Source organism: Streptomyces wuyuanensis (assembly GCF_900103455.1).
Taxonomy (GTDB): domain Bacteria; phylum Actinomycetota; class Actinomycetes; order Streptomycetales; family Streptomycetaceae; genus Streptomyces; species Streptomyces wuyuanensis.
In genome coordinates this window covers 376,803-401,155 of the sequence record NZ_FNHI01000001.1, presented here as the reverse complement: position 1 = coordinate 401,155, position 24,353 = coordinate 376,803, and the positions used below count along the sequence as shown (strand labels likewise).

General features: G+C 71.9%; 24 protein-coding genes. 12 read left to right on the top strand and 12 right to left on the bottom strand.

Annotated elements, in window-relative coordinates; genetic code table 11:
- The first annotated feature begins 56 nt into the window (after positions 1 to 56).
- The 9 genes from BLT82_RS01650 to BLT82_RS01610 all read left to right on the top strand — a co-directional run bounded on the left by BLT82_RS01650 (position 57) and on the right by BLT82_RS01610 (position 7,692).
- Entirely contained in the window at positions 57 to 236 is a 180-nt protein-coding gene (locus BLT82_RS01650; RefSeq protein ID WP_093651946.1) for a hypothetical protein, read from the top strand.
- Positions 233 to 943: a phosphoadenylyl-sulfate reductase gene (locus tag BLT82_RS01645; RefSeq protein ID WP_093651945.1), complete on the top strand. Its 711-nt coding sequence runs from the start codon at positions 233 to 235 to the stop codon at positions 941 to 943. The genes BLT82_RS01650 and BLT82_RS01645 overlap by 4 nt, the downstream gene beginning before the upstream one ends.
- An 83-nt stretch (positions 944 to 1,026) precedes the next feature.
- Positions 1,027 to 1,560 carry an adenylyl-sulfate kinase gene (cysC, locus tag BLT82_RS01640; RefSeq protein WP_093652213.1) on the top strand — a complete coding sequence of 178 codons (534 nt, stop codon included), beginning with the start codon at positions 1,027 to 1,029 and terminating at the stop codon, positions 1,558 to 1,560.
- Positions 1,557 to 2,495, top strand: coding sequence for a sulfate adenylyltransferase subunit CysD (gene cysD / locus BLT82_RS01635; protein WP_093651944.1), 939 nt, complete (start codon positions 1,557 to 1,559; stop codon positions 2,493 to 2,495). The genes cysC and cysD overlap by 4 nt, the downstream gene beginning before the upstream one ends.
- 2 nt (positions 2,496 to 2,497) lie before the next feature.
- Positions 2,498 to 3,838, top strand: a complete 1,341-nt coding sequence (locus tag BLT82_RS01630) for a sulfate adenylyltransferase subunit 1 (RefSeq protein WP_093651943.1) — start codon at positions 2,498 to 2,500, stop codon at positions 3,836 to 3,838.
- 225 nt (positions 3,839 to 4,063) lie between these two features.
- Positions 4,064 to 5,173 (top strand): aliphatic sulfonate ABC transporter substrate-binding protein, encoded by a 1,110-nt coding sequence (locus BLT82_RS01625; RefSeq protein WP_093651942.1) that lies wholly within the window; start codon positions 4,064 to 4,066, stop codon positions 5,171 to 5,173.
- Between the two features lie 43 nt (positions 5,174 to 5,216).
- On the top strand, positions 5,217 to 6,008 hold the full coding sequence (locus BLT82_RS01620) for an ABC transporter ATP-binding protein (RefSeq protein ID WP_093651941.1): 792 nt from the start codon (positions 5,217 to 5,219) through the stop codon (positions 6,006 to 6,008).
- Entirely contained in the window at positions 5,995 to 6,909 is a 915-nt protein-coding gene (locus BLT82_RS01615; RefSeq protein ID WP_093651940.1) for an ABC transporter permease, read from the top strand. The genes BLT82_RS01620 and BLT82_RS01615 overlap by 14 nt, the downstream gene beginning before the upstream one ends.
- 9 nt (positions 6,910 to 6,918) lie before the next feature.
- On the top strand, positions 6,919 to 7,692 hold the full coding sequence (locus BLT82_RS01610; protein ID WP_093651939.1) for a sirohydrochlorin chelatase: 774 nt from the start codon (positions 6,919 to 6,921) through the stop codon (positions 7,690 to 7,692).
- 30 nt (positions 7,693 to 7,722) lie between these two features.
- Here the strand turns inward: BLT82_RS01610 and BLT82_RS01605 are convergent, their stop codons facing one another.
- The gene (locus tag BLT82_RS01605) at positions 7,723 to 8,340 is read right to left on the bottom strand and encodes a mycothiol-dependent nitroreductase Rv2466c family protein (protein ID WP_093651938.1); all 618 of its coding nucleotides are present in this window, start codon (positions 8,338 to 8,340) and stop codon (positions 7,723 to 7,725) included.
- 89 nt (positions 8,341 to 8,429) lie between these two features.
- Complete coding sequence (locus BLT82_RS01600) at positions 8,430 to 8,894, bottom strand: hypothetical protein (RefSeq protein WP_093651937.1); 465 nt, start codon at positions 8,892 to 8,894, stop codon at positions 8,430 to 8,432.
- A 295-nt stretch (positions 8,895 to 9,189) separates the two neighbouring features.
- Between BLT82_RS01600 and BLT82_RS01595 the strand changes: the two genes are divergently transcribed.
- Complete coding sequence (locus tag BLT82_RS01595; RefSeq protein WP_093651936.1) at positions 9,190 to 9,381, top strand: DUF4236 domain-containing protein; 192 nt, start codon at positions 9,190 to 9,192, stop codon at positions 9,379 to 9,381.
- Positions 9,382 to 9,430: 49 nt separating this feature from the next.
- Here the strand turns inward: BLT82_RS01595 and BLT82_RS01590 are convergent, their stop codons facing one another.
- The 6 genes from BLT82_RS01590 to BLT82_RS01565 form a co-directional block, all read right to left on the bottom strand.
- Positions 9,431 to 9,991 carry a DUF1697 domain-containing protein gene (locus BLT82_RS01590; protein ID WP_093651935.1) on the bottom strand — a complete coding sequence of 187 codons (561 nt, stop codon included), beginning with the start codon at positions 9,989 to 9,991 and terminating at the stop codon, positions 9,431 to 9,433.
- Positions 9,992 to 10,068: 77 nt separating this feature from the next.
- Positions 10,069 to 11,271, bottom strand: a complete 1,203-nt coding sequence (locus BLT82_RS01585; RefSeq protein ID WP_093651934.1) for a S8 family peptidase — start codon at positions 11,269 to 11,271, stop codon at positions 10,069 to 10,071.
- A gap of 713 nt (positions 11,272 to 11,984) precedes the next feature.
- A complete protein-coding gene (gene mgt / locus BLT82_RS01580; protein WP_093651933.1) occupies positions 11,985 to 13,187 on the bottom strand; it encodes a macrolide-inactivating glycosyltransferase in 1,203 nt (400 codons plus the stop codon).
- 68 nt (positions 13,188 to 13,255) lie between these two features.
- The gene (locus tag BLT82_RS01575; protein ID WP_093651932.1) at positions 13,256 to 14,554 is read right to left on the bottom strand and encodes an ABC transporter substrate-binding protein; all 1,299 of its coding nucleotides are present in this window, start codon (positions 14,552 to 14,554) and stop codon (positions 13,256 to 13,258) included.
- Positions 14,554 to 15,387: a carbohydrate ABC transporter permease gene (locus BLT82_RS01570; protein WP_093651931.1), complete on the bottom strand. Its 834-nt coding sequence runs from the start codon at positions 15,385 to 15,387 to the stop codon at positions 14,554 to 14,556. Before BLT82_RS01570 ends, BLT82_RS01575 begins: the two co-directional genes overlap by 1 nt.
- A gap of 2 nt (positions 15,388 to 15,389) precedes the next feature.
- On the bottom strand, positions 15,390 to 16,331 hold the full coding sequence (locus BLT82_RS01565; RefSeq protein WP_093651930.1) for a carbohydrate ABC transporter permease: 942 nt from the start codon (positions 16,329 to 16,331) through the stop codon (positions 15,390 to 15,392).
- 113 nt (positions 16,332 to 16,444) lie between these two features.
- On the opposite strand from BLT82_RS01565, the gene BLT82_RS01560 reads away from it, so the two are divergent.
- A complete protein-coding gene (locus BLT82_RS01560; protein ID WP_093651929.1) occupies positions 16,445 to 17,296 on the top strand; it encodes a phosphotransferase enzyme family protein in 852 nt (283 codons plus the stop codon).
- A 290-nt stretch (positions 17,297 to 17,586) separates the two neighbouring features.
- Here BLT82_RS01560 and BLT82_RS01555 read toward each other — a convergent pair whose 3' ends face one another.
- The 4 genes from BLT82_RS01555 to BLT82_RS01540 all read right to left on the bottom strand — a co-directional run bounded on the left by BLT82_RS01555 (position 17,587) and on the right by BLT82_RS01540 (position 22,085).
- Positions 17,587 to 18,300, bottom strand: coding sequence for an exonuclease domain-containing protein (locus BLT82_RS01555; protein ID WP_093651928.1), 714 nt, complete (start codon positions 18,298 to 18,300; stop codon positions 17,587 to 17,589).
- A 159-nt stretch (positions 18,301 to 18,459) separates the two neighbouring features.
- Positions 18,460 to 19,704 (bottom strand): SAV2148 family HEPN domain-containing protein, encoded by a 1,245-nt coding sequence (locus BLT82_RS01550; protein ID WP_093651927.1) that lies wholly within the window; start codon positions 19,702 to 19,704, stop codon positions 18,460 to 18,462.
- A gap of 98 nt (positions 19,705 to 19,802) precedes the next feature.
- Complete coding sequence (locus BLT82_RS01545; protein WP_093652212.1) at positions 19,803 to 21,098, bottom strand: copper amine oxidase; 1,296 nt, start codon at positions 21,096 to 21,098, stop codon at positions 19,803 to 19,805.
- 174 nt (positions 21,099 to 21,272) lie between these two features.
- Positions 21,273 to 22,085 (bottom strand): Tat pathway signal sequence domain protein, encoded by an 813-nt coding sequence (locus tag BLT82_RS01540; protein ID WP_093651926.1) that lies wholly within the window; start codon positions 22,083 to 22,085, stop codon positions 21,273 to 21,275.
- Between the two features lie 128 nt (positions 22,086 to 22,213).
- Between BLT82_RS01540 and glgX the strand changes: the two genes are divergently transcribed.
- The gene (gene glgX / locus BLT82_RS01535; RefSeq protein WP_093651925.1) at positions 22,214 to 24,334 is read left to right on the top strand and encodes a glycogen debranching protein GlgX; all 2,121 of its coding nucleotides are present in this window, start codon (positions 22,214 to 22,216) and stop codon (positions 24,332 to 24,334) included.
- The last annotated feature ends 19 nt before the right edge of the window (positions 24,335 to 24,353 follow it).

Genomic DNA, 24,353 nt, shown 5'->3' with positions numbered 1-24,353 from the left:
ACCGGGAAGACCGCGCCCACGTGCCGCGCGGGCGCAGACGCGAAGGGCGGGACACCATGAGCGAGCGGGCGGCCCCCTTCCACTGCCCCTACTGCGGCGACGAGGACCTGCGTCCGAACGAGCAGGGCCACGGCGCCTGGGAGTGCGCGGCGTGCAACCGGGCCTTCCAGCTGAAGTTCCTCGGGCTGCTCGCCCGCGGGGTCCGGCACAACGACGGCGGAGGGGAGGCGATATGACGGCGATACGGACCGAACGGACAGGTGACGAGCTCAAGTCGCTGGCGGAGTCGGCCGGGCGGGACCTCGAGGAGGCGTCCGCCCTGGAGATCCTGACGTGGGCGGCGGAGACATTCGGCCCCCGTTTCTGCGTCACCTCCTCCATGGAGGACGCGGTCGTCGCCCATCTGGCCTCGCGCGTCCTGCCCGGGGTCGACGTGGTCTTCCTCGACACCGGCTACCACTTCCCCGAGACCATCGGCACGCGTGACGCGGTCGAGGCCGTGATGGACGTCAACCTCATCACGCTGACCCCGCGCCGGTCGGTGGCGGAGCAGGACGCCGAGCACGGACCTCGGCTGCACGACCGCGACCCCGACCTGTGCTGCGCACTGCGCAAGGTCGAGCCCCTCGAGGAAGGGCTGACCGCGTACGACGCGTGGGCGACGGGACTGCGCCGCGACGAGTCCCCGACCCGGGCGGGAACGCCGGTCGTCGGCTGGGACGAGAAGCGGCGGAAGGTCAAGGTCTCGCCGATCGCCCGCTGGACGCAGGCCGACGTGGACGCCTACGTCGCCGAACACGGTGTCCTGACCAATCCGCTGCTCATGGACGGTTACGCCTCGGTGGGGTGCGCCCCCTGCACCAGGCGGGTGCTGGAGGGCGAGGACGCCCGGGCCGGCCGCTGGGCGGGCCGCGCTAAGACCGAGTGCGGGCTGCACGGCTGATGGCGACGCCCGCCGAACACGCGACCGAGACGGCCGGGACGGCCGAAGCAACCGAACCGACCCTGAACCAACGGGAGAAGCACGTGACTGGGGCCACGATCTGGCTCACGGGTCTGCCGAGCGCGGGCAAGACCACGATCGCGTACGAGCTGGCCGGCCGGCTGCGCGGCCAGGGCCACCGCGTCGAGGTGCTCGACGGCGACGAGATCCGCGAGTTCCTGTCCGCGGGCCTCGGCTTCAGCCGCGAGGACCGGCACACCAACGTCCAGCGGATCGGCTTCGTCGCCGAACTGCTGGCGTCCAACGGTGTGAAGGTGCTGGTGCCGGTGATCGCCCCGTACGCAGACAGCCGCGAGGCCGTCCGCAAGCGGCACGGCGCCGAGGGCACTCCGTACGTGGAGGTGCACGTCGCCACCCCGGTCGAGGTGTGCGCCGTGCGCGACGTGAAGGGTCTGTACGCCAGGCAGGCGGCCGGCGAGATCAGCGGCCTGACCGGTGTGGACGACCCGTACGAGGAACCCGAGGCGCCGGACCTGCGGATCGAGTCGCACGACCAGACCGTGCAGGAGTCGGCCGAGGCGCTGCACGCGCTGCTCATCGAGAGGGGACTGGCATGACGACGGGCATCGGCGTCAGGGGCGCCGGCACGGACAGTCCGTACGCGCTGACGCACCTGGACGCGCTGGAGTCCGAGGCGGTGCACATCTTCCGCGAGGTGGCGGGCGAGTTCGAGCGGCCGGTGATCCTCTTCTCCGGCGGCAAGGACTCCATCGTCATGCTGCATCTCGCGCTGAAGGCGTTCGCTCCGGCGGCGATCCCGTTCTCGCTGCTCCACGTGGACACCGGGCACAACTTCCCCGAGGTCATCGAGTACCGCGACCGTGTGGTCCGCCGGCATGGTCTCCGGCTCCATGTGGCCTCCGTACAGGACTACATCGACCGCGGTGTGCTCCGCGAGCGCCCGGACGGCACCCGCAATCCGCTCCAGACCGTTCCGCTGACGGAGGCCATCCAGCAGCACCGCTTCGACGCCGTGTTCGGCGGCGGGCGGCGCGACGAGGAGAAGGCCCGGGCCAAGGAGCGGGTGTTCTCGCTGCGCGACGAGTTCTCCCAGTGGGACCCGCGCCGCCAGCGCCCGGAGCTGTGGCAGCTCTACAACGGCCGCCACGCGCCCGGTGAGCACGTCCGCGTGTTCCCCCTCTCCAACTGGACCGAGCTGGACGTCTGGCAGTACATCCAGCGCGAGCGGATCGAACTGCCGGAGATCTACTTCGCCCATGAACGCGAGGTCTTCGCCCGCAGCGGCATGTGGCTGACCGCAGGCGACTGGGGCGGCCCCAAGGAAGGCGAGACTCCCCAGAAGCGGCTGATCCGCTACCGCACCGTCGGCGACATGTCCTGCACGGGCGCCGTCGACTCCGACGCCACGACGCTCGACGCCGTGATCGCCGAGATCGCCGCCTCCCGGCTCACCGAGCGGGGCGCGACCCGCGCCGACGACAAGCTGTCCGAGGCCGCGATGGAAGACCGCAAGCGCGAGGGGTACTTCTAGAGATGACCAGCTCCACCGAGCAGACGGCCGAGCACCTGTCGGCCACCACCCTGCTGCGCTTCGCCACCGCCGGGTCCGTCGACGACGGCAAGTCCACCCTGGTGGGCCGGCTGCTGCACGACTCCAAGTCGGTGCTCGCCGACCAGTTGGAGGCCGTCGAGCACGCCTCCCGCTCCCGCGGCCAGGAGGCGCCCGACCTGGCGCTGCTCACCGACGGCCTGCGGGCCGAGCGGGAGCAGGGCATCACCATCGACGTGGCGTACCGCTACTTCGCCACGCCGCGGCGGCGGTTCATCCTGGCCGACACCCCGGGGCACGTGCAGTACACCCGGAACATGGTCACGGGCGCCTCGACGGCCGAGCTGACCGTGATCCTGGTCGATGCCCGCAACGGCGTGGTCGAGCAGACCCGCCGGCACGCCGCGATCGCAGCGCTGCTGCGCGTCCCGCACGTCGTCCTCGCGGTGAACAAGATGGACCTCGTGGGCTACGAGGAGTCGGTGTTCGCCGCGATCGCCGAGGAGTTCACGGTCTACGCGAGCGAGCTGGGCGTCCCCGAGATCACCGCCATCCCGATCTCGGCGCTGGCCGGCGACAACGTGGTGGAGGCCTCCGCGACCATGGACTGGTACGGCGGGCCGACGGTGCTGGAGCACCTGGAGACCGTGCCGGTCAGTCACGACCTGACGGACTGCCACGCCCGCTTCCCGGTGCAGTACGTGATCCGTCCGCAGACCGCGGAACACCCGGACTACCGCGGCTACGCGGGCCAGATCGCGGCCGGCACGTTCCGTGTCGGCGAGAGCGTGACCGTGCTGCCGTCGGGCCGGACGTCGAGGATCGCGGGGATCGACCTGCTGGGCGAGCCGGTGGACGTCGCGTGGACCCCGCAGTCGGTGACACTCCTGCTCGAGGACGACATCGACGTCTCCCGCGGCGACATCGTGGTGCCGAGCGGCGACGCGCCGCCCACGACGCAGGACGTGGAGGCCACTGTCTGCCATGTCGCCGACACCCCGCTCACGGTGGGCGCGCGGGTGCTGCTGAAGCACACGACCCGCACGGTGAAGGCGATCGTGAAGGAGATCCCGTCGCGGCTGACGCTCGACGACCTGTCCCAGCACCCGGCTCCCGGGCAGCTGGTGGCCAATGACATCGGCCGGGTCCGGGTCCGTACCGCCGAGCCGCTCGCGCTCGACGCGTACGCGGCCTCCCGCCGTACCGGGTCCTTCCTGCTGATCGACCCGGCGGACGGCACGACCCTGGCGGCCGGCATGGCGGGCGAGTCCTTCGCCGCCGCCGAGGCCGCGCCGGTCCAGGACGACGAGGGGTGGGACTTCTGATGACGATCGACGTGTACGCGACCTTCGCGAAGGAGGGCGGCCGCGTGGGCAGCGGTGTCCTCGGCTCGGGTTCGGGAGGTGTCACGCGATGTGTCCGATGACCGGCGCGACGCCCCGACCCCACCACAGACGAAGACACAGACCCGCCGATCTCCCGGCCGCGTCCCGCAACACCCGGAACCACCGGGGGACGTGAGAGCCGGGGCTCCGAGAGGAAAGCCTCCCGTGCCTGCATCCCGTTCGCCCCTGCGCCGCGGTCTCGCCGCTGCCGCCGCCCTCCCCCTGCTGGCCGTCGCCGCCACCGCCTGCGGCTACGGCTCCGAGGCCAAGGACGACAAGAAGTCCGAGGTGGCCGCCGAGGGCAAGAAGCTCTCCGCCGACACCGTCCGCATCGGCTACTTCCCGAACCTGACGCACGCCACCGCTCTCGTCGGCGTCCAGGAAGGGCTGATCCAGAAGGAGCTCGGCGGTACCAGGCTCGCACCGCAGACCTTCAACGCCGGCCCGTCCGAGATCGAGGCCCTCAACGGAGGCTCCCTGGACATCGGCTTCATCGGCCCCTCGCCGTCCATCAACGGGTACGTGAAGTCCAAGGGCAAGAACCTGCGGATCATCTCCGGTTCCGCGTCCGGCGGTGTGAAGCTCGTCGTCAACCCGGACCGGATCAAGACCCTGGACGACGTCAAGGGCAAGCGGATCGCCACCCCGCAGAAGGGCAACACCCAGGACGTCGCGTTCCTGAACTGGGCCTCCGAGAAGGGCTGGAAGGTCGACGCGGAGAGCGGCAAGGGCGACGTGTCCGTGGTCCGCACGGACAACAAGGTCACCCCGGGCGCCTACAAGTCCGGCTCCGTCGACGGCGCCTGGGTGCCGGAGCCGACCGCGTCCAAGCTGGTCTCGGAGGGCGCGAAGGTCCTCCTCGACGAGACGGCGCTGTGGCCCGACAGGAAGTTCGTGATCACGAACATCATCGTGTCGCAGACGTTCCTCAAGGAGCACCCGGACGTCGTCGAGGCCGTGCTCCGCGGCACGGTGAGGACGAACGCCTGGATCAACGCCAACCCGGAGAAGGCCAAGGCCTCGGCCAACGCGGCCCTCAAGGCCGAGACCGGCAAGGAACTCGCCCCGGAGGTCATCGACCCGGCCTGGCCGAGCATCCGGATCACGGACGACCCGCTGGCCGCCACGCTCAGGACGCAGTCCGAGTGGGCGGTGAAGGCCGAGCTGATCGACAAGCCCGATCTGAACGGCATCTACGACCTGACGCTGCTCAACAAGGTGCTGAAGGCCGAGGGCCGGCCCGAGGTCGCCGACGCCGGTCTCGGCGCAAAGTAGCCGCGCGAGTCCCCGAACCGTACGTTCCCAGGAGGTGACGACCATGGCCACCACACTTGCCAAGGCTGCCGAGGACACCACCGCGGTGTCGCACGCCGCCAGGATCGAGCACGTCTCGAAGTCCTTCACCGGTCCGGCCGGATCGCAGCTCGTCCTCGACGACATCAGTCTCGATGTCGCCCGCGGCGAGTTCGTCACCATCTTGGGGGCGTCGGGGTGCGGCAAGTCCACGCTGCTCAACCTGGTCGCGGGACTGGACCGGCCGAGCGCCGGGTCCATCGGGACGCCCGGCGGGCGGCCCGCCCTGATGTTCCAGGAGCACGCCCTCTTCCCGTGGCTTACCGCGGGCAAGAACATCGAACTGGCCCTGCGGCTGCGGGGAGTCCCCAAGGCCGAGCGCCGCACCGAGGCCGAGCGGCTGCTGGAGCTGGTCCGGCTCGGCGGCGCGCACCGCAAGCGCGTCCACGAGCTCTCCGGCGGCATGCGCCAGCGCGTCGCCCTGGCCCGGGCGCTCGCGCAGGACAGCGATCTGCTGCTGATGGACGAGCCGTTCGCGGCGCTCGACGCCATCACACGTGACGTGCTGCACGGCGAGCTGACCCGGATCTGGCACGAGACGAACGTGTCGGTCCTCTTCGTCACGCACAACGTCCGCGAGGCGGTCCGGCTCGCGCAGCGCGTGGTCCTGCTGTCGTCACGGCCAGGACGGGTGGCCCGCGAGTGGACGGTGGACATCCCGCAGCCCCGCCGTATCGAGGATGCCGCCGTGGCGGAGCTTTCCGTCGAGATCACTGAACAACTGCGTGGGGAGATCCGCCGACATGGCCAGCACTGAAGTCCGCGACGGCGTCACGAAGGCGGGCCCGTCGCCCGCCGGGCCGGACGACCTCGCCGGTCTGGAGGCGGGCCTGGACGCGCTCGACGCCGTCGAGGTCCGCCGTACGCCGCTGCGCGAGATCCTGGTGAAGAAGGTCGTGCCGCCGGTCGTCGCGATCGCCCTCGTCCTGGTGGTGTGGCAGGTCCTCGTCTCCGCGCGGGTCACGACCGAGGACAAGCTGCCGGCTCCGTCCGCGGTGTGGACGGGCCTGTCCGACATGTGGCTGCAGGGCACTCTGCTCGACGTCATCTGGACCAGCGTGTCGCGCGGCCTGTTCGGCTTCCTGATGGCCCTGGCCATCGGTACTCCGCTGGGTCTGCTGGTCGCGCGGGTGAGGTTCGTCCGTGCCGCGATCGGCCCGATCCTGTCCGGGCTGCAGTCGCTGCCGTCGGTGGCGTGGGTGCCGCCGGCCGTGATCTGGCTGGGCCTGAACGACTCGATGATGTACGCGGTGATCCTGCTCGGCGCCGTGCCGTCGATCGCCAACGGGCTGGTGGCCGGCGTCGACCAGGTGCCGCCGCTGTTCCTGCGGGCCGGGCGGACGCTCGGCGCGACCGGTCTCAAGGGGACCTGGCACATCGTCATGCCGGCGGCCCTGCCCGGCTACCTGGCCGGTCTGAAGCAGGGCTGGGCCTTCTCCTGGCGTTCGCTGATGGCGGCGGAGATCATCGCCTCCTCCCCCGACCTGGGCCTCGGCCTCGGCCAGCTGCTGGAGAACGGCCGCAACAACATCGACATGCCCGGCGTGTTCCTGGCGATCATCCTGATCCTGATCGTCGGCATCGCCGTCGACCTGCTCGTCTTCAGCCCGCTGGAGCGCTGGGTGCTCCGCAGCCGCGGGCTTCTCGTCAAGAGCTGAGCTGATCCCATGTACGGCCCCGACCGCCCCGCCCTTCTCGTCGTCGCCCACGGCAGCCGCGACCCGCGGCACGCCGCGACCGTGCACGCCCTCGTGCGGCACATCAGGTCGCAGCAGCCGGAGCTGCGGGTGAGCACGGCGTTCCTGGACTTCAACGCGCCGTCGGTGCCGCAGGTCCTGGAGCGCATGGCGAACGACGGGGTGGGTGAGGTGGTCGCGCTGCCGCTGCTGCTGACCCGCGCCTACCACGCGAAGTCGGACATCCCGTCCGTGCTGAACGAGGCGCGGGCCAGGCATCCACGGCTGCGGATCACCCAGGCGGATGTGCTCGGCCCGTCCCCGCTGCTGCTGGAGGCGGTCGAGCGGCGGCTGTACGAGGCCGGGCTGACCCCGGCAGACAAGCGCTCGACCGGGGTCGTCCTGGCCTCGGCGGGCTCCTCCGACCCGGAGGCGATCGCAGTGATCGCTGACATGGCGCGGGAGCTGCGGCACACCGGTTGGTGCGCCGTGCGGCCTGCGTTCGCCTCCGCCGTCACGGCCACGAGCCCGGCGCGTCCCGAGGACGCGGTGCGGGCGCTGCGCGCCGAGGGCGTCGCCCGGGTGGCGGTGGCACCGTACGTCGTCGCCCCCGGCCGGTTGCCCGACCGGATCGCGGAGGGCGCCCGGGCGGCGGGCGCGGAGGTGCTGGCCGACGTGCTCGGCCCGTCTCCGGAGCTGGCCCGGCTGATGCTGCGCCGGTACGACGAGGCCCGCATCGTGCGCCGCCTCGCGGCCGCGGGCTGAGGGTTCCTGCCGCTGCCCGGGTGCGGCGGGTCAGTGCGGGTCGAGCTTCCCCGTGCGTGTGCGCTTCAGTTCGAAGAAGTCGGGGTGTCCCGCGAGCACGCGGAAGCTGTCGAAGAGCCGCCCCGCCTCCTCCCCGCGGGGCACGGAGTTGAGGACGGGCCCGAACCAGACGGCCCCGTCCACGTGCAGGGTGGGCGTGCCGACGTAACCGTCCCCGGCCGGGTCCTTGCCCGCGTCGTGGCTGCGGCGCACCGCGTCGTCGAGGCCCGGGTCGTGCGCGGCCCCGGCGAGCGCGGCGGGAAGGCCCGTCTCGGCCAGCGCCTCGGCGATGACGGTGTCGAAGTCCTCGCACTTCTGCCGGTGGATACGGCTGCCCATGGCGGTGTAGAGGTCGCGCAGGACGTGTTCGCCGTGCCGCTCGGCGGCGGCGGCCGCGACGCGCACCGGCCCGATGGACCGGTCGACCAGGTCCCGGTACCAGTCGGGAAGTTCGTTGCCGGCGTTGTGCAGGTACAGGCTCATCGCGTGGAAGCGGACGTCGACCGGGCGCCGGCGCTCCACCTCCAGCATCCAGCGCGAGGTGATCCAGGCGAACGGGCAGGCGGGGTCGAACCAGAAGTCGACGGTGGTGCGGTGCTCGTTGGTCATGACCGTGAGCCTAGGTCCGGTGTGTCCCGTCCACCCGGGCCAATGGGAGCCGGTTGTCCTGGGCCATTTCGACCTGACCGCCGGGCGGTTCAGCCTTCGGGGTGCGGTGGGCGCACCTCGACGAAGCGGCGCCGGTTCCGCCCCCGGTACACCAGGGCGTCCCAGCCGAGGCGTTGCAGCACGCGGGCGCAGTCGGCGAGGGCGCTCTCCTCCTCGCCCGCGGCCCCGCTGCCGTGCGGTCCGAGCCACTCGACCGTGACCGTGCCGGGTTCGTCCGGGGCCCGGCGCACGCGGTATCCGGTGACCACCCGCTGCCCGGAATCGGCGTCGACGGCGGAGGGGGTGATTCCGGCCGCCTCCAGTGCGACCGCCACGGCACGGACCGTCCGGCCCCGCTCCCAGGGTGCGGGCAGCGACTCGGGGTCGGCGGCGCCGCTGTTGGTCAGCCGGCGGATCTGCAGCATGCCTTCGAACGCGACCCGCACCTCGGCGGCCCGTGCCCGCGCCTCGCGCGTGCCGCCCGAACGCGGCGGTCCGTCACCGTCGTCGTACATGGCACCGACGATAGGGCGCGGCACCGACAGTCACCGGCCGGGCCGTGCCTCCGCGTTCGGCCCTCCGCTTTCGGCCTGTCCGCGTTCGGCCGTCCGCTTTCGGGCCGTCCGCTTTCGGCCCGTCCGGAGCGGCGCGGTGCACACCGGTGGGGCGGGCGCCCCCGGGGAACCGCCTCGGGGAGAGCCCGGGAGAGCGGCCTTGCACGAGGCGCCGGGCCCCGCGGTGACACGACCGTGGCACCGTCGTGACGGAGACGGGCAGCCGGCGGCGCATGATGGCTGCGAGGAGGCCGACATGTCGCTCTACTACCACAAGCGGATCACGATCGTCCCGAAGCTGCTGCACCTGAACATCGGCACGCACGGCTGGTCCCTGAGCCTCGGCACGCGCCGGGCCCACATCACCCGCGGCAGCGGGGGCCACGGCAGGGCGTCGGTGCGGCTGCCCGGCGGGTTCAGCTGGCACCGGGACTTCCGGCGGCGCTGAGGCACGCGTGTGCGGTGCCGCGGCGCCGTGAGGTCGAGCGCGGAACGGCTCAGGCCGGTTCCCCGGTCATCTCCGCGAGTTTGACGACGGTGTTCCAGTTGCGGGTCGTGGCGACGAGCCCCTTGCTCACACTGGACCGCGCGAGCGCGTCGGCCAGCTTCGAGCGGCCGATCCCGCCGGGTGTGTACAGGTACAGCGCGCGGTCCCCGAGCCGGAAGTCCTCCGGCAGGTGCGCCTCCCGGTCGACGTTGGCGAACCGCTCGGGGTCGACGCGCTCCGAGAAGTAGGTGACGTGCAATTGCCTGCCCTCGAGCCGGCCGGCCGGGAAGGGGCACTCACCGACGACCGAGGCGAGGTAGGGCCCGCCGCGGACGAGGCAGTCCACGGTGAAGCCGAAGCGTTCCTCGACGGCCCGTTCGATGCCGCGCGCGAGCGCGTCCTCGTCGTCCGTGTCGCTGGTGAACACGGCGTTGCCGCTCTGCAGGTAGGTGCGTACGTGGCCGTGGCCGAGGTCCGTCACCAGGCCGTGCAGGTCGGCCATCGGGACCTTGCGGTGGCCGCCGACGTTGATGCCGCGCAGCAGCGCGGCGTACGCGTGGGTCTTCGCCATGCGCACACCATAGGACGGCCGCCGTGCCCCGTGGGGGAGGGCACGGCGGCCGCCGGATCATGCTGTCGGCCGGTCGGCTACTCGACGACCTTCAGCAGCTTGTTGGGCGTGCCCTCGCTCGGGTTGCCGATCTTGTCGGGCGTGGCGCCGTCCGTCAGGGCCTTGGCGACCTGGTCCGGCGTGGCGTCCTTGTGACCGGCGAGGTAGACCGCGGCGGCGCCGACGACGTGCGGGGTCGCCATGGACGTGCCCGAGATGGTCTTGGTGCCCTCGTCGCTGTCGTTCCAGGCGGAGGTGATGTCCGAGCCCGGGGCGTAGATGTCGACGACCGAGCCGAAGTTGGAGAAGTCGGACTGCTTGTCGTCCTTGGTCGAGGAGGCGACGGTGATGGCCTCCTTGACGCGAGACGGCGAGCCCTGGCCGGCGTCGCTGGACTCGTTGCCCGCGGCGACACCGAAGGTGACGCCGGCGGCGATGGCCTTCTGCACGGCCTCGTCGAGCGCGGGGTCGGCGCCCCCGCCGAGGCTCATGTTGGCCACGGACGGGCCCTGGTGGTTCTTGGTGACCCAGTCGATACCGGCGACGACCTGCTCGGTGGTGCCGGATCCGCTGTCGTCGAGCACGCGGACGGCGACGATCTTCGCCTTCTTGGCTACGCCGTGGGAGGCGCCGGCGATGGTGCCCGCCACGTGGGTGCCGTGCCCGTTGCCGTCGTCGGCGGTCTCGTCGTTGTCGATGGCGTCGAAGCCGTGGGTGGCCCGGCCCTCGAAGTCCTTGTGCGTGATGCGGACTCCGGTGTCGATGACGTACGCGGTGACGCCCTCGCCGGCGCCGTCGGGGTAGGTGTACTTGCTGTCCCCGGCGGTGTCGGCCTGGTCGACGCGGTCCAGGCCCCACGACGGCGGGTTGTCCTGGGTGGCGTTGACGGTGAACTTCTTGTTCTGGACGACCTTGTCGACGGCCGGGTCGGCGGCGAGGCGCTTGGCCTCGGTCTCCGAAAGGCCGCTTGCGGAGAAGCCGTTCACCGCCGAGCTGTAGTTGCGCCGGAGCGAGCCGCCGTACTCCTCGGCGAGTTCCTTCTTGTCCGCCTTCTCGTCCAGCAGAACGATGTAGCTGCCTGCGACGGCGCCTTCGGCGTTCGCACCGTAGATCTTGCCCTCGGCGGGCGCGGGTGCCGCGCCGGCGAACGAGGCGTTGAGGACGGTCACTCCGGCGGCGGCCGCAACGGCGGTTATTGCCGCGGTCAGCTTCATCCTGTTGGTGCGCTTGTGGGATGCCATGAAGAGGGGTTCTCCTCGTCATCATTTGTGGGGGGATTGGCCCCCGGAAGGAAAATCTCCGGGGACTGAGTCGAAACCCTGACCGATTGACGGGCTCAGATCAAGGCCTTCACGCAGCTGTGACTTGATCAACAAGAGTTTGTAATACGAAATCGGCCAGCACTCCACAAGTCGGACCAGTGGTCGAACTTCCCTCACACGCAGGGAATTTCTGTCGAGGAAATGTGCCCATGCGGTAATCGGTGTGTGCCCAGGGGGAATGCGGGTATACGCCGCCGCGCACTCCCGGGCGAACGGGAATCGCACGGCGGCGCGCCGGTCGGACGCCAATGGAGAAGCGCGAACCGCCAATGCCGGGCGGGAGGATCGGCTTGATCCGAAAGGCAGGTTTACGCTCCGACCGGCGCACCCCGCACGAAAGCGCGGAAGCCCCGGAGGGGCGGTCACTCCCCCGGTGCGGCGCGGTCATGCGACGGTCACAGGGTGAAGACGGGGACGGCTGCGGGCGACGCGGACCCCGTCCACCGGACCCTCCGGGGCGTCACGGCACGTCGCCGGACGGTCCACCGCGACCGCCGCACGCCGGCCCGTCGTTCTCCGCCTCGGCTCACCTCCGGGACGCCTCAGCATGCGCCGACGGTCGACCGTGCTCGGACCCTCGCACCTCTGGACCTCCGCGCGTTCTCCCTCTCGACGCCCACGCGCCCCTTCGGCTAATCGCCCGGCGGCAGTTCCGCCTCGATCAGGTCCGCGGCGCGGCGCGTGCCGCCCTCCAGAAGCATCGAGAGGCGGATCTCCTCCAGGCGGCGGGCCACCTCCGGGTCGGCCGCCAGGGCGAGGACGGCGTCGCGGAGGCCGCCCGCGGTGGCCTCCTCCATCGGCAGGTGGCGCGCCACGCCGAGCGAGGCGAGCATGTCGGCGTTGCCGAACTGGTCGACCGCCTGCGGAACCGCGACCATCGGGGTCGCGGTGGCGAGGCCCTCCTGGCTGCCGCCCGCGCCGGCGTGGGTGACGAAGACGTCCGCCTGCCGGAGGACCGCCAACTGCGGCACCCAGTCGTGCACTTCGATGTTCGCGGGCACGGGGCTCAGCTCCGACGGGTCCACGAACTTGCCGATCTGGAGCACCACATGCCACCCCGGCAGGTCGCCGAAGGCCTTCACGCACTCGCGGTAGAAGGCGGGCTGCTTGGTGAAGGCCGAGCCCAGGGAGACCAGCAGCACCTTCCCGGCGCCCGCCGGCCGCCGCCACTCCCCCTGCTCGGCGCGGTCGCCCTGGCAGGCGCCGACGAAGGAGTGGACGCTCTCGTCGACCCGGTCGGCGTTCGGCTGCAGCACCCTGGGGATCAGCGCCAGGGAGCGGGCCGGGCGGCCGACGAACGGGTCGGGGTGGATGCCGATCCCGTTCTCGGACAGCCAGGACTCGAACCGGGCGTAGTAGGCCCTGCCGCGCTCGGTGGCCCTGAGCCCGGCGGTCATCGGCTCGCCGACCTCCTCCTCGTACCCGTCCCAGGCGACGAGGTTGGGCGAGAGGGAGATCGCGGGGACGCCCCAGCGGTGGGCGAGGACGCGCGCGGGGTAGGAGGTGATGTCGTGCAGGACGAGGTCCGGCTCGTCCCCGGCGAACGCGTCGGCGAGTTGCGGCAGCGCCTGGATCGCGTCGTTCAGGAACGGCTCGATGTTGTCGATCAGTTCGGTCCCCCATGCCTCCGGCTCGTCGTCGGTCGGCAGCGTGGAGTTCCAGAGCACCGGCTCCGCGCCCGTGGCGGTGACCTTCTCGGCGAAGGACGGCGGGATCGCGTAGCTGACGCGGTGCCCGCGGGCCACGAGCTCCCGGATCACTTCGATGCTCGGGTTCACGTGCCCGTGGGCGGCGATGGAGAACATGGCGATGTGGGCACGCTTCGCTTCGGTCATGCACTCACCATAAGCGAGACGAGACGTCTCGTGCAATTTCGAGGGCGCGGGACTTCCACGACACGGCCTCAGTCGCGCTGGTAGCGGGCGAGGACCAGGTTGCCGTCCTCGACCAGCCGCCTCCTCAACTCGTCACGGTCGATGCCGCCGGAGTAGTACTCCTGCAGCGCCGGTGTCGCCACCTTGTCCTTCCACTCCGGATAGCCCCGCACCGACTGGGCGGGCGCGGGCCGCAGATGCCGGGCGAGCGCCACGCCCGTCGCCCAGCCGTCCCTCGTGGTCCGCAGGGCGGGATCGGCGAGGGCCTGCCGCCCCGTCGGGAGCATCCAGTCGCCCTTCGCCAGGCGCACCATGTTCGCCGGGCGCAGGAGGAAGTCGATGAACGCGACGGCCTCCTTCTTGTGCGGGCTGTCCTCGGCCACGGACAGGGTCTGCGGGCTCACCCCCTGCGCGAGCCCCGCCCGTCCTGCGGGCGCGGGCAGTACGATCCACTCGAAGCCCTCGGGCGCCTGCAGGGCGATCTGCTGCCGGTACGAGAACCCGAGCGGCACCATCGCGTACCTGCCCGCGAAGAAGCCGGGCAGGGCGTCCGAACCGCCTCCCCCGAGCGCGGTCCGCGACGCGCTGCGGTCCACGTTCACCTGGTCGTGGACCGTACCGGGAACGACGGCGTCGGCTTCGGTGAACTCGATGCGCACCTTCCCGTCCGCCTCGCGCTGGAACATCCTGCCGCCCGCCGAGAGGCCGAGGTTGAGGGTGGCCGAGACCGGGTCCCTGAACGGCCAGGCCACGCCGTACCTGTCCGGGCCCGGCCTTCGGGTCAGGTCCTCGCTGATCCGGCGGAACTCCTCCCAGCTCCAGGGCTCCTCGGGAGTCGGGATCCTGACGCCCGAGGCCTCGAGGATCTTCTTGTTGGCGATGAGGACACGTGGTTCCTGGAGGAACGGCACACCGTAGACGCCGTCGCCGAACGTCGTCGTCTCCCAGCTCTGCGCCGGGATGTCGGCGGTCAGCCGCGCGGGCAGCAGACCGCGCAGATCGGCCAGGTACCCGCCGTAGGCGAAATCGGCGAGGTCGTCGGAGGCGTCGTGCACGATGTCGGGTGCCTCGCCGGCCTCGAAGGAGGTGACCAGCTGGTCGTGGACGCTGTCCCAGCTGCCCTGGACGTACTCGACCCGCACGCGCGGGTGGGTGGCGTTCCACTCCTCGACGAGCTGCTTGTTGGCGGCGACGGACTCCTGCTGCCAGGCCAGGGACTGGAACCGTAGGGTGATCGTCCCGTCGTCGGCCGAACGGTCCTCACCGGCGCAGCCGGTGAGGAGCAGCGCCAGCGCGGCACCGGCCGCGAGCCCGACACGCATGCGCATCAGTGCTTCACCGCCCCGGCGAGCATCCCGCCCGTGATCCGTTTCTGGATGACCGCGAAGATCACGAGCGAGGGGATCGTCGCGAGGAAGGCGGCCGCGGCGAGCGGCCCGAGGTCGGCGACGCCCTCCGCGCCGAGAAAGCGGGTGAGGACGACCGGAAGGGTCTGCTTCTCCGTGGTCTTGAGCAGCACGAGCGCGAAGAAGAACTCGTTCCACGCGGTGACGAAGGCGAACGTCGCGGTCGCCGCGACGCCGGGAGCGAGCAGCGGAGCGGTGACGGAGACGAGCGTGCGGACGCGCCCGGCGCCGTCGACCGCGGCGGCCTCCTCGATTTCCGAGGGCACTGCCCGGACGTAGCCGATGAGCATCCAGAGGGCGAACGGCAGCGACCACACGACGTACACGAGCACCAGTCCGGTGAGGGTGTCGACCAGTCGGAGGTTCTTGAGGATCAGGAACAGCGGGATGATCAGCAGGACGAACGGGAACGCCTGGCTGATCACCGCCCAGCCGGTGGCGGCCTTCGCGAGCCTCCCGCGGTGCCGCGCCGCGACGTAGGCGGCCGGCGTGGCGACGAGGACCGCGACGGCCGCCGCGCACAGCGCGACGAGCAGGCTGTTGCCGGCGGCCCGCAGCAGCGGCTGCTCGCCGAACGCCTGGCGGAAGTTGGCCAGGGTGGGCTCGTCCGGTATCCACGACGGATGGAGCGAGCCGAGTTCCCGGGGCGGCTTGAACGCCGTGGAGACCAGCCACAGGAACGGGAAGGCCAGGAAGACGAGATAGGCGAGGAGCGCGAGGTACTGGCCGGTCCGCGCGGGTCTTCCGGTGCGCATGCTCATCGCGGCGCACCTCCCCTGAGCCGGCCCACCAGGTACAGCGAGAGCATGACGGAGATCACCGCCACCATGACGCACCCCATGGCGGCCGCGTAGCCGAACTGCCCGTAGCGGAAGGCCTCTTCGTAGGCGAACAGCATCGGCAGGCGGGTGCGGCCGCCGGGACCGCCGCTGGTGAGCACGTACACCAGGGCGAAGGAGTTGAAGTTCCAGATGAGCTGGAGCGCGGTGACGGCGAGGGCGACGGGCCGGAGCGCCGGCCAGGTGACGGTGCGGAACCGCCGCCAGGCGCCGGCGCCGTCGAGCGCCGCGGCCTCGTGGAGTTCCTGCGGGGTGTTCTGGAGCCCGGCGAGCAGGACGACGGTGGTCTGGGGCAGTCCGGACCAGATGCCGACGACGATGACGGCGGGCAGGGCGGTGGCCAGTCCGCTGAGCCAGTCGCGGCCGTCGCCGAGGCCGAGGTCGCGGATGGTCTCGTTGAGGACGCCGGCGTCGGGGTGGTAGACGAGGCGCCACATGATGCCGACGACGACCTCCGGCATGGCCCACGGGACGATCGCGAGGGCACGGGCCGCCCAGCGCAGCCGGAGGTTCTGGTTCAGGAGCAGCGCGAGTCCGAGCGCCAGCACGAACTGCGGGACGGTGACGCCGGCGGCCCAGAGCAGGCCGATGCGGAACGACTCCCAGAAGAGCGTGTCGTGCAGCAGGTCCTGGAAGTTGAGCGTGCCGGTCCATCGGGTGGCCCGGGTACGGCCGAACTGGGCGTCGGTGAGGGAGAGCGCGATGCCGTAGAGCAGCGGACCCACGCTGAGCACCAGGATCGGGATCAGTGCGGGCAGGACGAGGAACCAGGTTCCGTGGTCCGCGCCGGGGCGCCGCGCTCCGGGGCGCGGTGTCGGACTCGCCCTGCCGGACCGCTCCGTTACGGTCGCCGATGTCACGGAATCGACCCCTTTGCGAAAATGCAGCGGCCCTCGCCATCGTGCTGACGGCCCGTCGGTTCGTCAACCCCGCGTGCGCCGACGCCACCTGCGGGGATGCGAGAATTCGCGCCATGGACGAGACACGTGCGCGCAAGGTGCTGGCGGCGGCCGGACTGCCGGGCAGCGGTGAACTGCTGGCGCTCGGCGAGAACGCCGTGTTCGCGGTCGGCGCCCGCGTGGTGCGGATCGGGCGGAGCGCCGACCTGCTGGAACGCGCGGAACGCGAGCTGGCGGTGTCCGAGTGGCTGGCGGCGGCGGGCGTCCCGGCGGTACGGGCCGCGGAGCCCGAGGCACGGCTGGTCGACGGCCATCCGGTGACGGTGTGGCACCGGCTGCCCGAGCCCGTCCGCCCGGCGGAACCCCGTGATCTGGCGCCGCTGCTGCGCCAGGTGCACAGCCTGCCGGAGGCGCCTTTCGTGCTTCCCCGGCGGGAACTGCTCGGGGGTGTCGAGCGCTGGCTGCGGCTGGCGGGCGACGCGATCGATCCCGAGGACGCGGCCTTTCTGCGGGAGCGCCGGGACGGCTTCACGGCCGCGGCCGCCGCGCTGACGCCGCGGCTGCCGCGCGGGCCGATCCACGGCGACGCGCTCCCCCGCAACGTGCTCGTCGGGCCCGACGGTCCGGTCCTGGTCGACCTGGAGACCTTCTCCTCCGACCTGCGCGAGCACGACCTGGTCGTGCTGGCCCTCTCCCGCGACCGCTACGGGCTCGACCCGGCGGCCTACGAGGCGTTCACCGGCGCCTACGGGTGGGACGTCCGCGAGTGGGAGGGCTGCGCGGTCCTGCGCGGCGCCCGGGAGACGGCGAGCTGCGCCTGGGTGGCCCAGCACGCCCCCGCGAACCCTCGCGCCCTGGCCGAATTCCGCCGCCGTGTCGCGTCGCTGCGCGAGGGCGACCCCGAGGTGCGCTGGCACCCTTTCTGACGGAGCGTCCGCCCTCCGGAACCAGGGCCGTCACTGCCCGCTCCCGGTGAAGGTCCGGGCGCCCCGGCAGCCGTGATCATCCCGGCGGCGGCCCGTGCGGCTCCCCGCGCCGTGGACCGGTGTCTCCCCCGGACGGCGGGCCCGGGCGACGGCATCGCGCGCATCGGTCGCCGCCCGGCCCGCAGGGCCACCGACGCGGCGCCGGGTCCGTTGGCCGAAGACGGTCCGGACGGCGTTCTCGGGCGCCGGCGTGCGGGCCCTCGCGCACGAGCGGCGCCGATCGGCCCGGGTCACCTGCTCCGCGGGATGACCGGCCAGGCCGTCTCCACGACTGCCGTCGGGTTCGTGGTCCGCCGCAGGTACGCCTGCAGAGAGGCCGACTGCGCAGCCGCCGCACGCGCCTGGAGGTCGTGCAGCTCCGCCAGGGGCATCGTCCTGACGGACTCGTGCTCCTCGCCCATGCGCCGCACCACGCGGGCGGCGGCCACCGCGTCCGCCCGTGCGTCGTGGGCGTCTTCGAGCGGCACTCCGTAGTGCGCGCACAAGGCGTGCAGGGCGCGCCGGCCCTTCCGGTACCTGTCGACGTGCTTGTCGATCACCAGGGGATCGATGACGGGCGAAGGTTCCTCGCCCAGTCGCTCGCTGATCGACTCCAGCCCGTACCGCCGGCACTCGCGGTCCAGCAGCGAGAGGTCATAGCGCGCGTTCATCACGACCAGAGGCGTCCCCGAGCGCAGCACCTCGGCGACGGCCCGGGTGATCTCCTCGATCGCGGTCGATGCCGGGACCCCGTGCTCGCGGGCGCGGTCCGTCGAGATGCCGTGGATCGCCGAAGCCTGTTCGGGTATCACCACACCGGGATCGAGCAGCCAGGTCCGCTCCGCCGAGACGGCGCCGTCCGGCTCCAGCCGCACGACCGCCGCCGTGACGATGCGGTCCGTCTCGACGTCCGTACCCGTGGTCTCCAGGTCGAAGGCCACCAGCGGCTCACGGTGCCAGGTCATCGTCCCCCCTTGTCGGTCCTGCTGACGAAGAACTCTCGCACGCGGCACTGACAGTCCTTCCACGGGGCCGTCCGCCGTGTGCCCCGTCCCGCCGCGCGCCCCGGGTCGGCGGCGCACCCGGCAGGGCCGCGACCGGTGCCGGGCCGGGGCCCGGCCCGTTCAGGAAACCGGCCGGGAGTCCGCCCACACCGACTCGAACTCCTCACGGTAGGTCTGGAACAGGCCGTGCTCGGTGTCCTGACCCGACCTCACGACCGACCGGCCCCCGCCGCGCAGGACCAGCACAGGCGCCTCCATGCCGCGCGCCCGCCGGAGGTACGTCTGGACGACGGCGAGACCGTCCGCCCCGTCCCCGTCGACGAGGTACGCGGTGAAGCGCGGCGTCTCGTCGAAGACGTGGATCTCGAAGGCCCCCGGGTCACGGAGCCGTGACCGCACCCTCCGCATGTGGAGGATGTTCATCTCCACCGAGCGGCTCAGCTCACCCTTCCGCAGCCCGAGTTCCCGCTCACGGCGCTTCACCGCGCTGCTCGCCGGGTTGAGGAAGAGCAGCCGCACCCGGCAGCCGGACTCGGCCAGCCGCACCAGCCGGCGCCCGGAGAAGTTCTGCACCAGCAGGTTCAGGCCTATGCCGACGGCGTCGAGGCGCCGCGCGCCCCCGAACAGGTCCTCCGCCGGCAGCTGCCGCTGCAGCCGCACCCGGTCGGGATGGATGGAGACCACGTCCGCGTACCGGTCGCCGACCAGGTCCTCGACCGCGTCGACCGGGAGGCGGTCGGCGGACGGCACGCCGGCACCGCTGCCGAGGATCTCCAGCAGCCGTGCCGAGGCCCGTTCGGCCTGGGCGAGCACCGTCTCGTTGAGCGCCCGGTTGCGGGACACGACGTTCCGCGCGACCTCCAGCTCGTCCAGGGCCAGTTCCACGTCGCGCCGGTCGTCGAAGTACGGCTCGAAGCAGGGCCAGTGCTGGACCATCAGTTCCCTGAGCTGCGGAAGCGTGAGGAAACTGAGGACGTTGTCGTCGGCCGGGTCGAGGAGGTAGCCCTTGCGCCGGCTGACCTCCCGTACCGCGACGGCCCGCTGCACCCACTCCTGCCCGGCCGGGCCCGCGGCGGCGACGACCCACTCCTCGCCGTGCACGGGCTCGTAGATGGGTCTCAGCACCGCGGCCACCACGGCACGCAGCCGCTGTTCGACCAGATTCAGCCAAATGTAGGCCCGCCCGGCCCGCTGGGCGCGGGTGCGCACCTCGCTCCAGGCATCCGCGCTCCAGTCCAGTTCGGGCCCGATCTCGGATCCCATGTCCACCGGCCGGGCGAGGGAGACCGCGCCCGGCGGCGCGTCGGAGGAGTCCCCGTCGTGACCCGTGTCACCTGGGGGTAGCTCAAGCCCTCCCGAGCTCACCCGCGCACCGCCTTCTGTCCCGCACACCCGTCTTCAACGATCAAGGAAGGGTACTCCGGGAGCGGGACGCGGTGCAGCAGGATGCACAGGCTCTTCGCTCAACTCCCTGTCGGAGGCGCACCGTTCTGGTCGGCGAGGTCCGCCGGCGTGAGCGGATTCATAGCCGTGACGTCCCTGGGCGCGAGCTGGAAGCCCTGCCAGTGGACGGGCATCGGCTGCTGGTCCTCGTCCCTGGCGATGTGGTGGAAGCCGATGTGGACCCACACGACCGGGTTGGCGAGCGTCTCGCCGTTGACCCACCCGTCCACGCTGTCGGGCGCGCTCGGGCCGCAGTCGAGGGTGTTGTTGCTGGCGAACTGCTCACAGGCGCGGTTCTGGGTGAAGTAGACGTCGTGACGGGTGTACGGGCGCCCGGCGTGCTTGGCCGTCGGCCCCGGCACGATCTCCCAACTGCGGGCGTGGCCGTCGGTGTTGCGGCCCTTCGCGCTCACCACGCGCCACCAGCGCATGTCCGCGGCGTCCCCGGCCAGCTCCCTGGTGACGGGGGTGCGGGTGGTCCGTGTCGTGGGGCTGCCCTGCGCGGGGGGCGGGGTGACCGCGGAGTCGTACTGCTCGATCCGGTCGCCGGCGCCGCCGTCGAGTCCGAAGTTCAGCCGCCAGAAGACGTTGTGGCTGTGGCTGACCGCGTAGTCCGCGGCGCCCTTGCCGATGGGCCAGCCCCGGCCGTCCCCGGCGTCGTAGTCCCCGGGGGAGAGGCTGCCGGTGGCGCCCACGTTCGCGGACACGGTCCCGTCGGAGGAGAAGCGCCACTCGGTGATGTACTCGTACCAGGAGACCTTGTTGACGGTGTAGAGGAGCAGGTCCCTGCCCTCCTCGTGCCAGACGCCGGTCCCGTCGTCCTTCGCCATCCGGTAGGCGTGGCCGCGGGAGCGGGTGGTGACGCACAGCCCGTCGACCGCTCCGGTGTCGGGGACCTTCACGGAGCGTATGGTCCCGCCGGGGCACTCCTCGGGCTTCAGGTTCTGCAGTCCGTAGCCGAAGCCGAAGCCGGTGAGGTCGTCGTACTCGGCCTGGCCGTCGTCGTAGGGGACGTGGACCTGCGCGAGCTTGGCGCTGGTCAGGACGCGGATCGGCCGGGCCTCGCCGCGCGGCTGGTAGCTGACGTCGTCCAGGACGAGCCCGGCGGAGGAGTCGTAGTGCCAGCACATGCGCCAGGTGGTTCCGCCGGCGAGCTTCCCCGTGACGCGGTAGGGGGCGCTGCAGCCCGGGACCGGCGGCGGCGTTCGGCCCGCCGCCGGGGACGCCCCGGCCGCGGCGGGGCCCGCCGCCGTCAGCGCGCCGCCGAGCAGCACCGCGGTGGCGGCCACGGCGGCCGCCCTGCGGGGCGCGCGCATCCGGACGCGGCGCGGGGGCGCGGCACCCCCCACCCGGGTGGCCCGGGTGCCGTCGTCCGGGCCCGTGCCGCCCGCCGGGGCGGCCCGGGCGTGGTCCGGTGGCCCGGCCGTCGAGCCGCCGGCAAGCCCGCGTGCACCCGGAAGTCCGTTCCTGTCCATGCGCAAGCGGACCCCTCAGCCGGACGGCGTGACGACGACGGTGCGGGCGCTCAGGTCGACGGCGAGGTCCCTCGTGTCGATCCACGGCCCTCCGGTGATCCTGGTGACGACCCGCACACAGCGGTGCACGCCGCAGGAGCGGAGTTCCGGCGGCACCCTGGCCTCCCGCTCCTTGCGGTACACGTAGCCGCTGAGCGTGAGCGGGGCGGGGGTGGTCAGCGCCGCGCCGGTGGCGTCCCGGTAGTCCGCCCTGAGCCCGGCGCCGTGCGGGCTCGCGAGGATCAGCTCGACGGCCTCCCGCAGTTCGGCCCCGACCGGGGAGGGCTGCACGCCCTGCCGGGCACCCCGGCTCTCGACCCTGCCGGAGCTGACGTCGACGGTCGCCGTGACGAGCCGGTCGGTGCGGTAGTCGTAGTACGAGACGACGGCACGGCGCGACGGCGCGGCGGTACCGGCCTCGGAGGGCAGGGGTTCGGCCAGATCGGCGGTGAGGTGCTGTGGGCCGGGGGCCCCGGCCGCGTTCTCGGCGGTGCGCGCCGCGGGAGCGGCCGCCAGTCGCCGGGCGCGCTCCAGTTCGCCGTCGGTGAGCGGGTCGCGCCCCGTTCCCCGCTCCCCCTCCACGGGTGCGGGCGCGACGACCCGGGGGCCGGGCGGCCCGCCGCCCGGCTCCCCCGCCGGCCGCTCCGCGGCGGCGGCCGGAGCGCCCCGGCCCGTCCGGACGCCCGCCGTGTCCGGCAGGGTGGCGGCGACCATCGCGGCCGTGCACGTCACCGCAATGGCGGTGCCCGCCACCAGCTTCCCCAGGTGGCGGCGCATCAATGTGCGCACTTTTTCCCCCTCGTACCCGTGGTCACCCGGTAGGACGGTGGTAAGTCCTAGGAGGTTGCCCAACTTTCGGGGAGGATCTGGCCGAAGAGGTCCCCAGCACCCGGATCAGAAGTGGAAGAGTCTTATCTATGCAGGTCTGGCCGGGACAGGCGTATCCACTCGGTGCCACGTACGACGGCGCCGGCACCAATTTCGCGGTCTACTCAGAGGCCGCGCACCGAATCGAGCTGTGTCTGCTCCACGACGACGGCTCCGAGACCGCGGTCGAGCTCCGCGAGACCGACGCGTTCGTGCGCCATGCCTATCTGCCGGGCGTGATGCCCGGACAGCGCTACGGCTTCCGCGTGCACGGCCCGTACGAGCCCGAGCACGGGCAGCGGTGCAACTCGGCGAAACTGCTCCTCGACCCGTACGCGCGGGCGATGAGCGGCCGCGTGGACTGGGGGGAGGCGGTCTACGGCTACCACTTCGGCAGACCGGACTCGCGCAACGATCTCGACTCCGCGCCGCACACGATGGCGTCGGTCGTCGTCAACCCGTACTTCGACTGGGGTGACGACCGCCCGCCGCGCACCGACTACCACCGCACGGTCATCTACGAGGCCCATGTCAAGGGCCTGACGATGCTGCACCCCGCGCTGCCGGAGGAACTGCGCGGGACGTACGCGGGGCTCGCCCATCCGGAGGTGATCTCGCACCTGACCGAACTGGGCATCACCGCATTGGAGTTGATGCCGGTGCACCAGTTCGTCAACGACCACCGCCTGGTCGACGCGGGGCTGAACAACTACTGGGGCTACAACACCATCGGGTTCTTCGCCCCGCACAACAGCTATGCGTCCTGGGGCGACCGGGGCCAGCAGGTCCTGGAGTTCAAGTCGGCGGTGCGCGCGCTGCACCAGGCGGGCATCGAGGTCATCCTCGACGTCGTCTACAACCACACGGCAGAGGGGAACCACCTCGGCCCGACGCTCTCGTTCCGCGGTATCGACAACGCCTCGTACTACCGGCTCACCGACGACCGCCGGTACTACATGGACACCACCGGCACCGGCAACTCGATGCTGATGCGCTCGCCGCACGTCCTCCAGCTGATCATGGACTCGCTGCGGTACTGGGTCACCGAGATGCACGTCGACGGCTTCCGCTTCGACCTGGCGGCGACTCTCGCACGCCAGTTCCACGAGGTGGACCGGCTGTCGTCGTTCTTCGACCTGGTCCAGCAGGACCCGGTGGTCAGCCAGGTGAAGCTGATCGCCGAGCCGTGGGACGTCGGCGAGGGCGGCTACCAGGTGGGCAAGTTCCCGCCGCTGTGGACGGAGTGGAACGGCATGTACCGGGACACGGTGCGGGACCTGTGGCGCGGGGAGCCGCGCACCCTCGCCGAGTTCGCCTCCCGGCTCACCGGCTCGTCCGACCTGTACCAGGACGACGGCCGGCGCCCGCTCGCCTCGGTCAACTTCGTCACCTGCCACGACGGGTTCACCCTGCACGACCTCGTCTCGTACAACGAGAAGCACAACGAGGCCAACGGGGAGGGCAACCGGGACGGGGAGAGCCACAACCGGTCCTGGAACTGCGGCGCCGAGGGCGCGACGGAGGACGGTGAGGTCCGGGAACTGCGCAACCGCCAGATGCGCAACTTCATCGCGACCCTGATGCTGTCGCAGGGCGTGCCGATGCTCAGCCACGGCGACGAGTTCGCCCGCACCCAGCAGGGCAACAACAACGCGTACTGCCAGGACAACGAACTGTCCTGGGTGCGCTGGCCGGAGTCCACGGCCGACCAGGACGGCACGCTGCTCGCGTTCACGCGCGCGATGGTGTGGCTCCGCCGCGACCACCAGGTGTTCCGGCGGCGGCGCTTCTTCCACGGCAGGCCGGTGGAGGGCACGCACGACGAGCTGTCCGACATCGCCTGGTTCACCCCGGAGGGCGGGGAGATGACGTCCCGGGACTGGCAGGCGGCCCATGCGAAGGCCCTGACGGTCTTCCTGAACGGCCATGCCATCTCGGAGCCGGGGCCGCGCGGCGAGCGGATCTCGGACGACTCGTTCCTGCTGATGTTCAACGCCAGCGACGACGACCTGGACTTCGCCGTGCCGGTCGACCACGGCCGCCAGTGGCAGGTCGTGGTGGACACCGCACGGCCCGAGGGCGTCCCGCCGGGGCAGGGGCCGAAGGTGGACGCGGGTGAGCGGATCAGGATGATCAGCCGCAGCCTGACGGTGCTGCGGCGTCCCGCCTGAGGGCTGTCCCGCCCTTGAC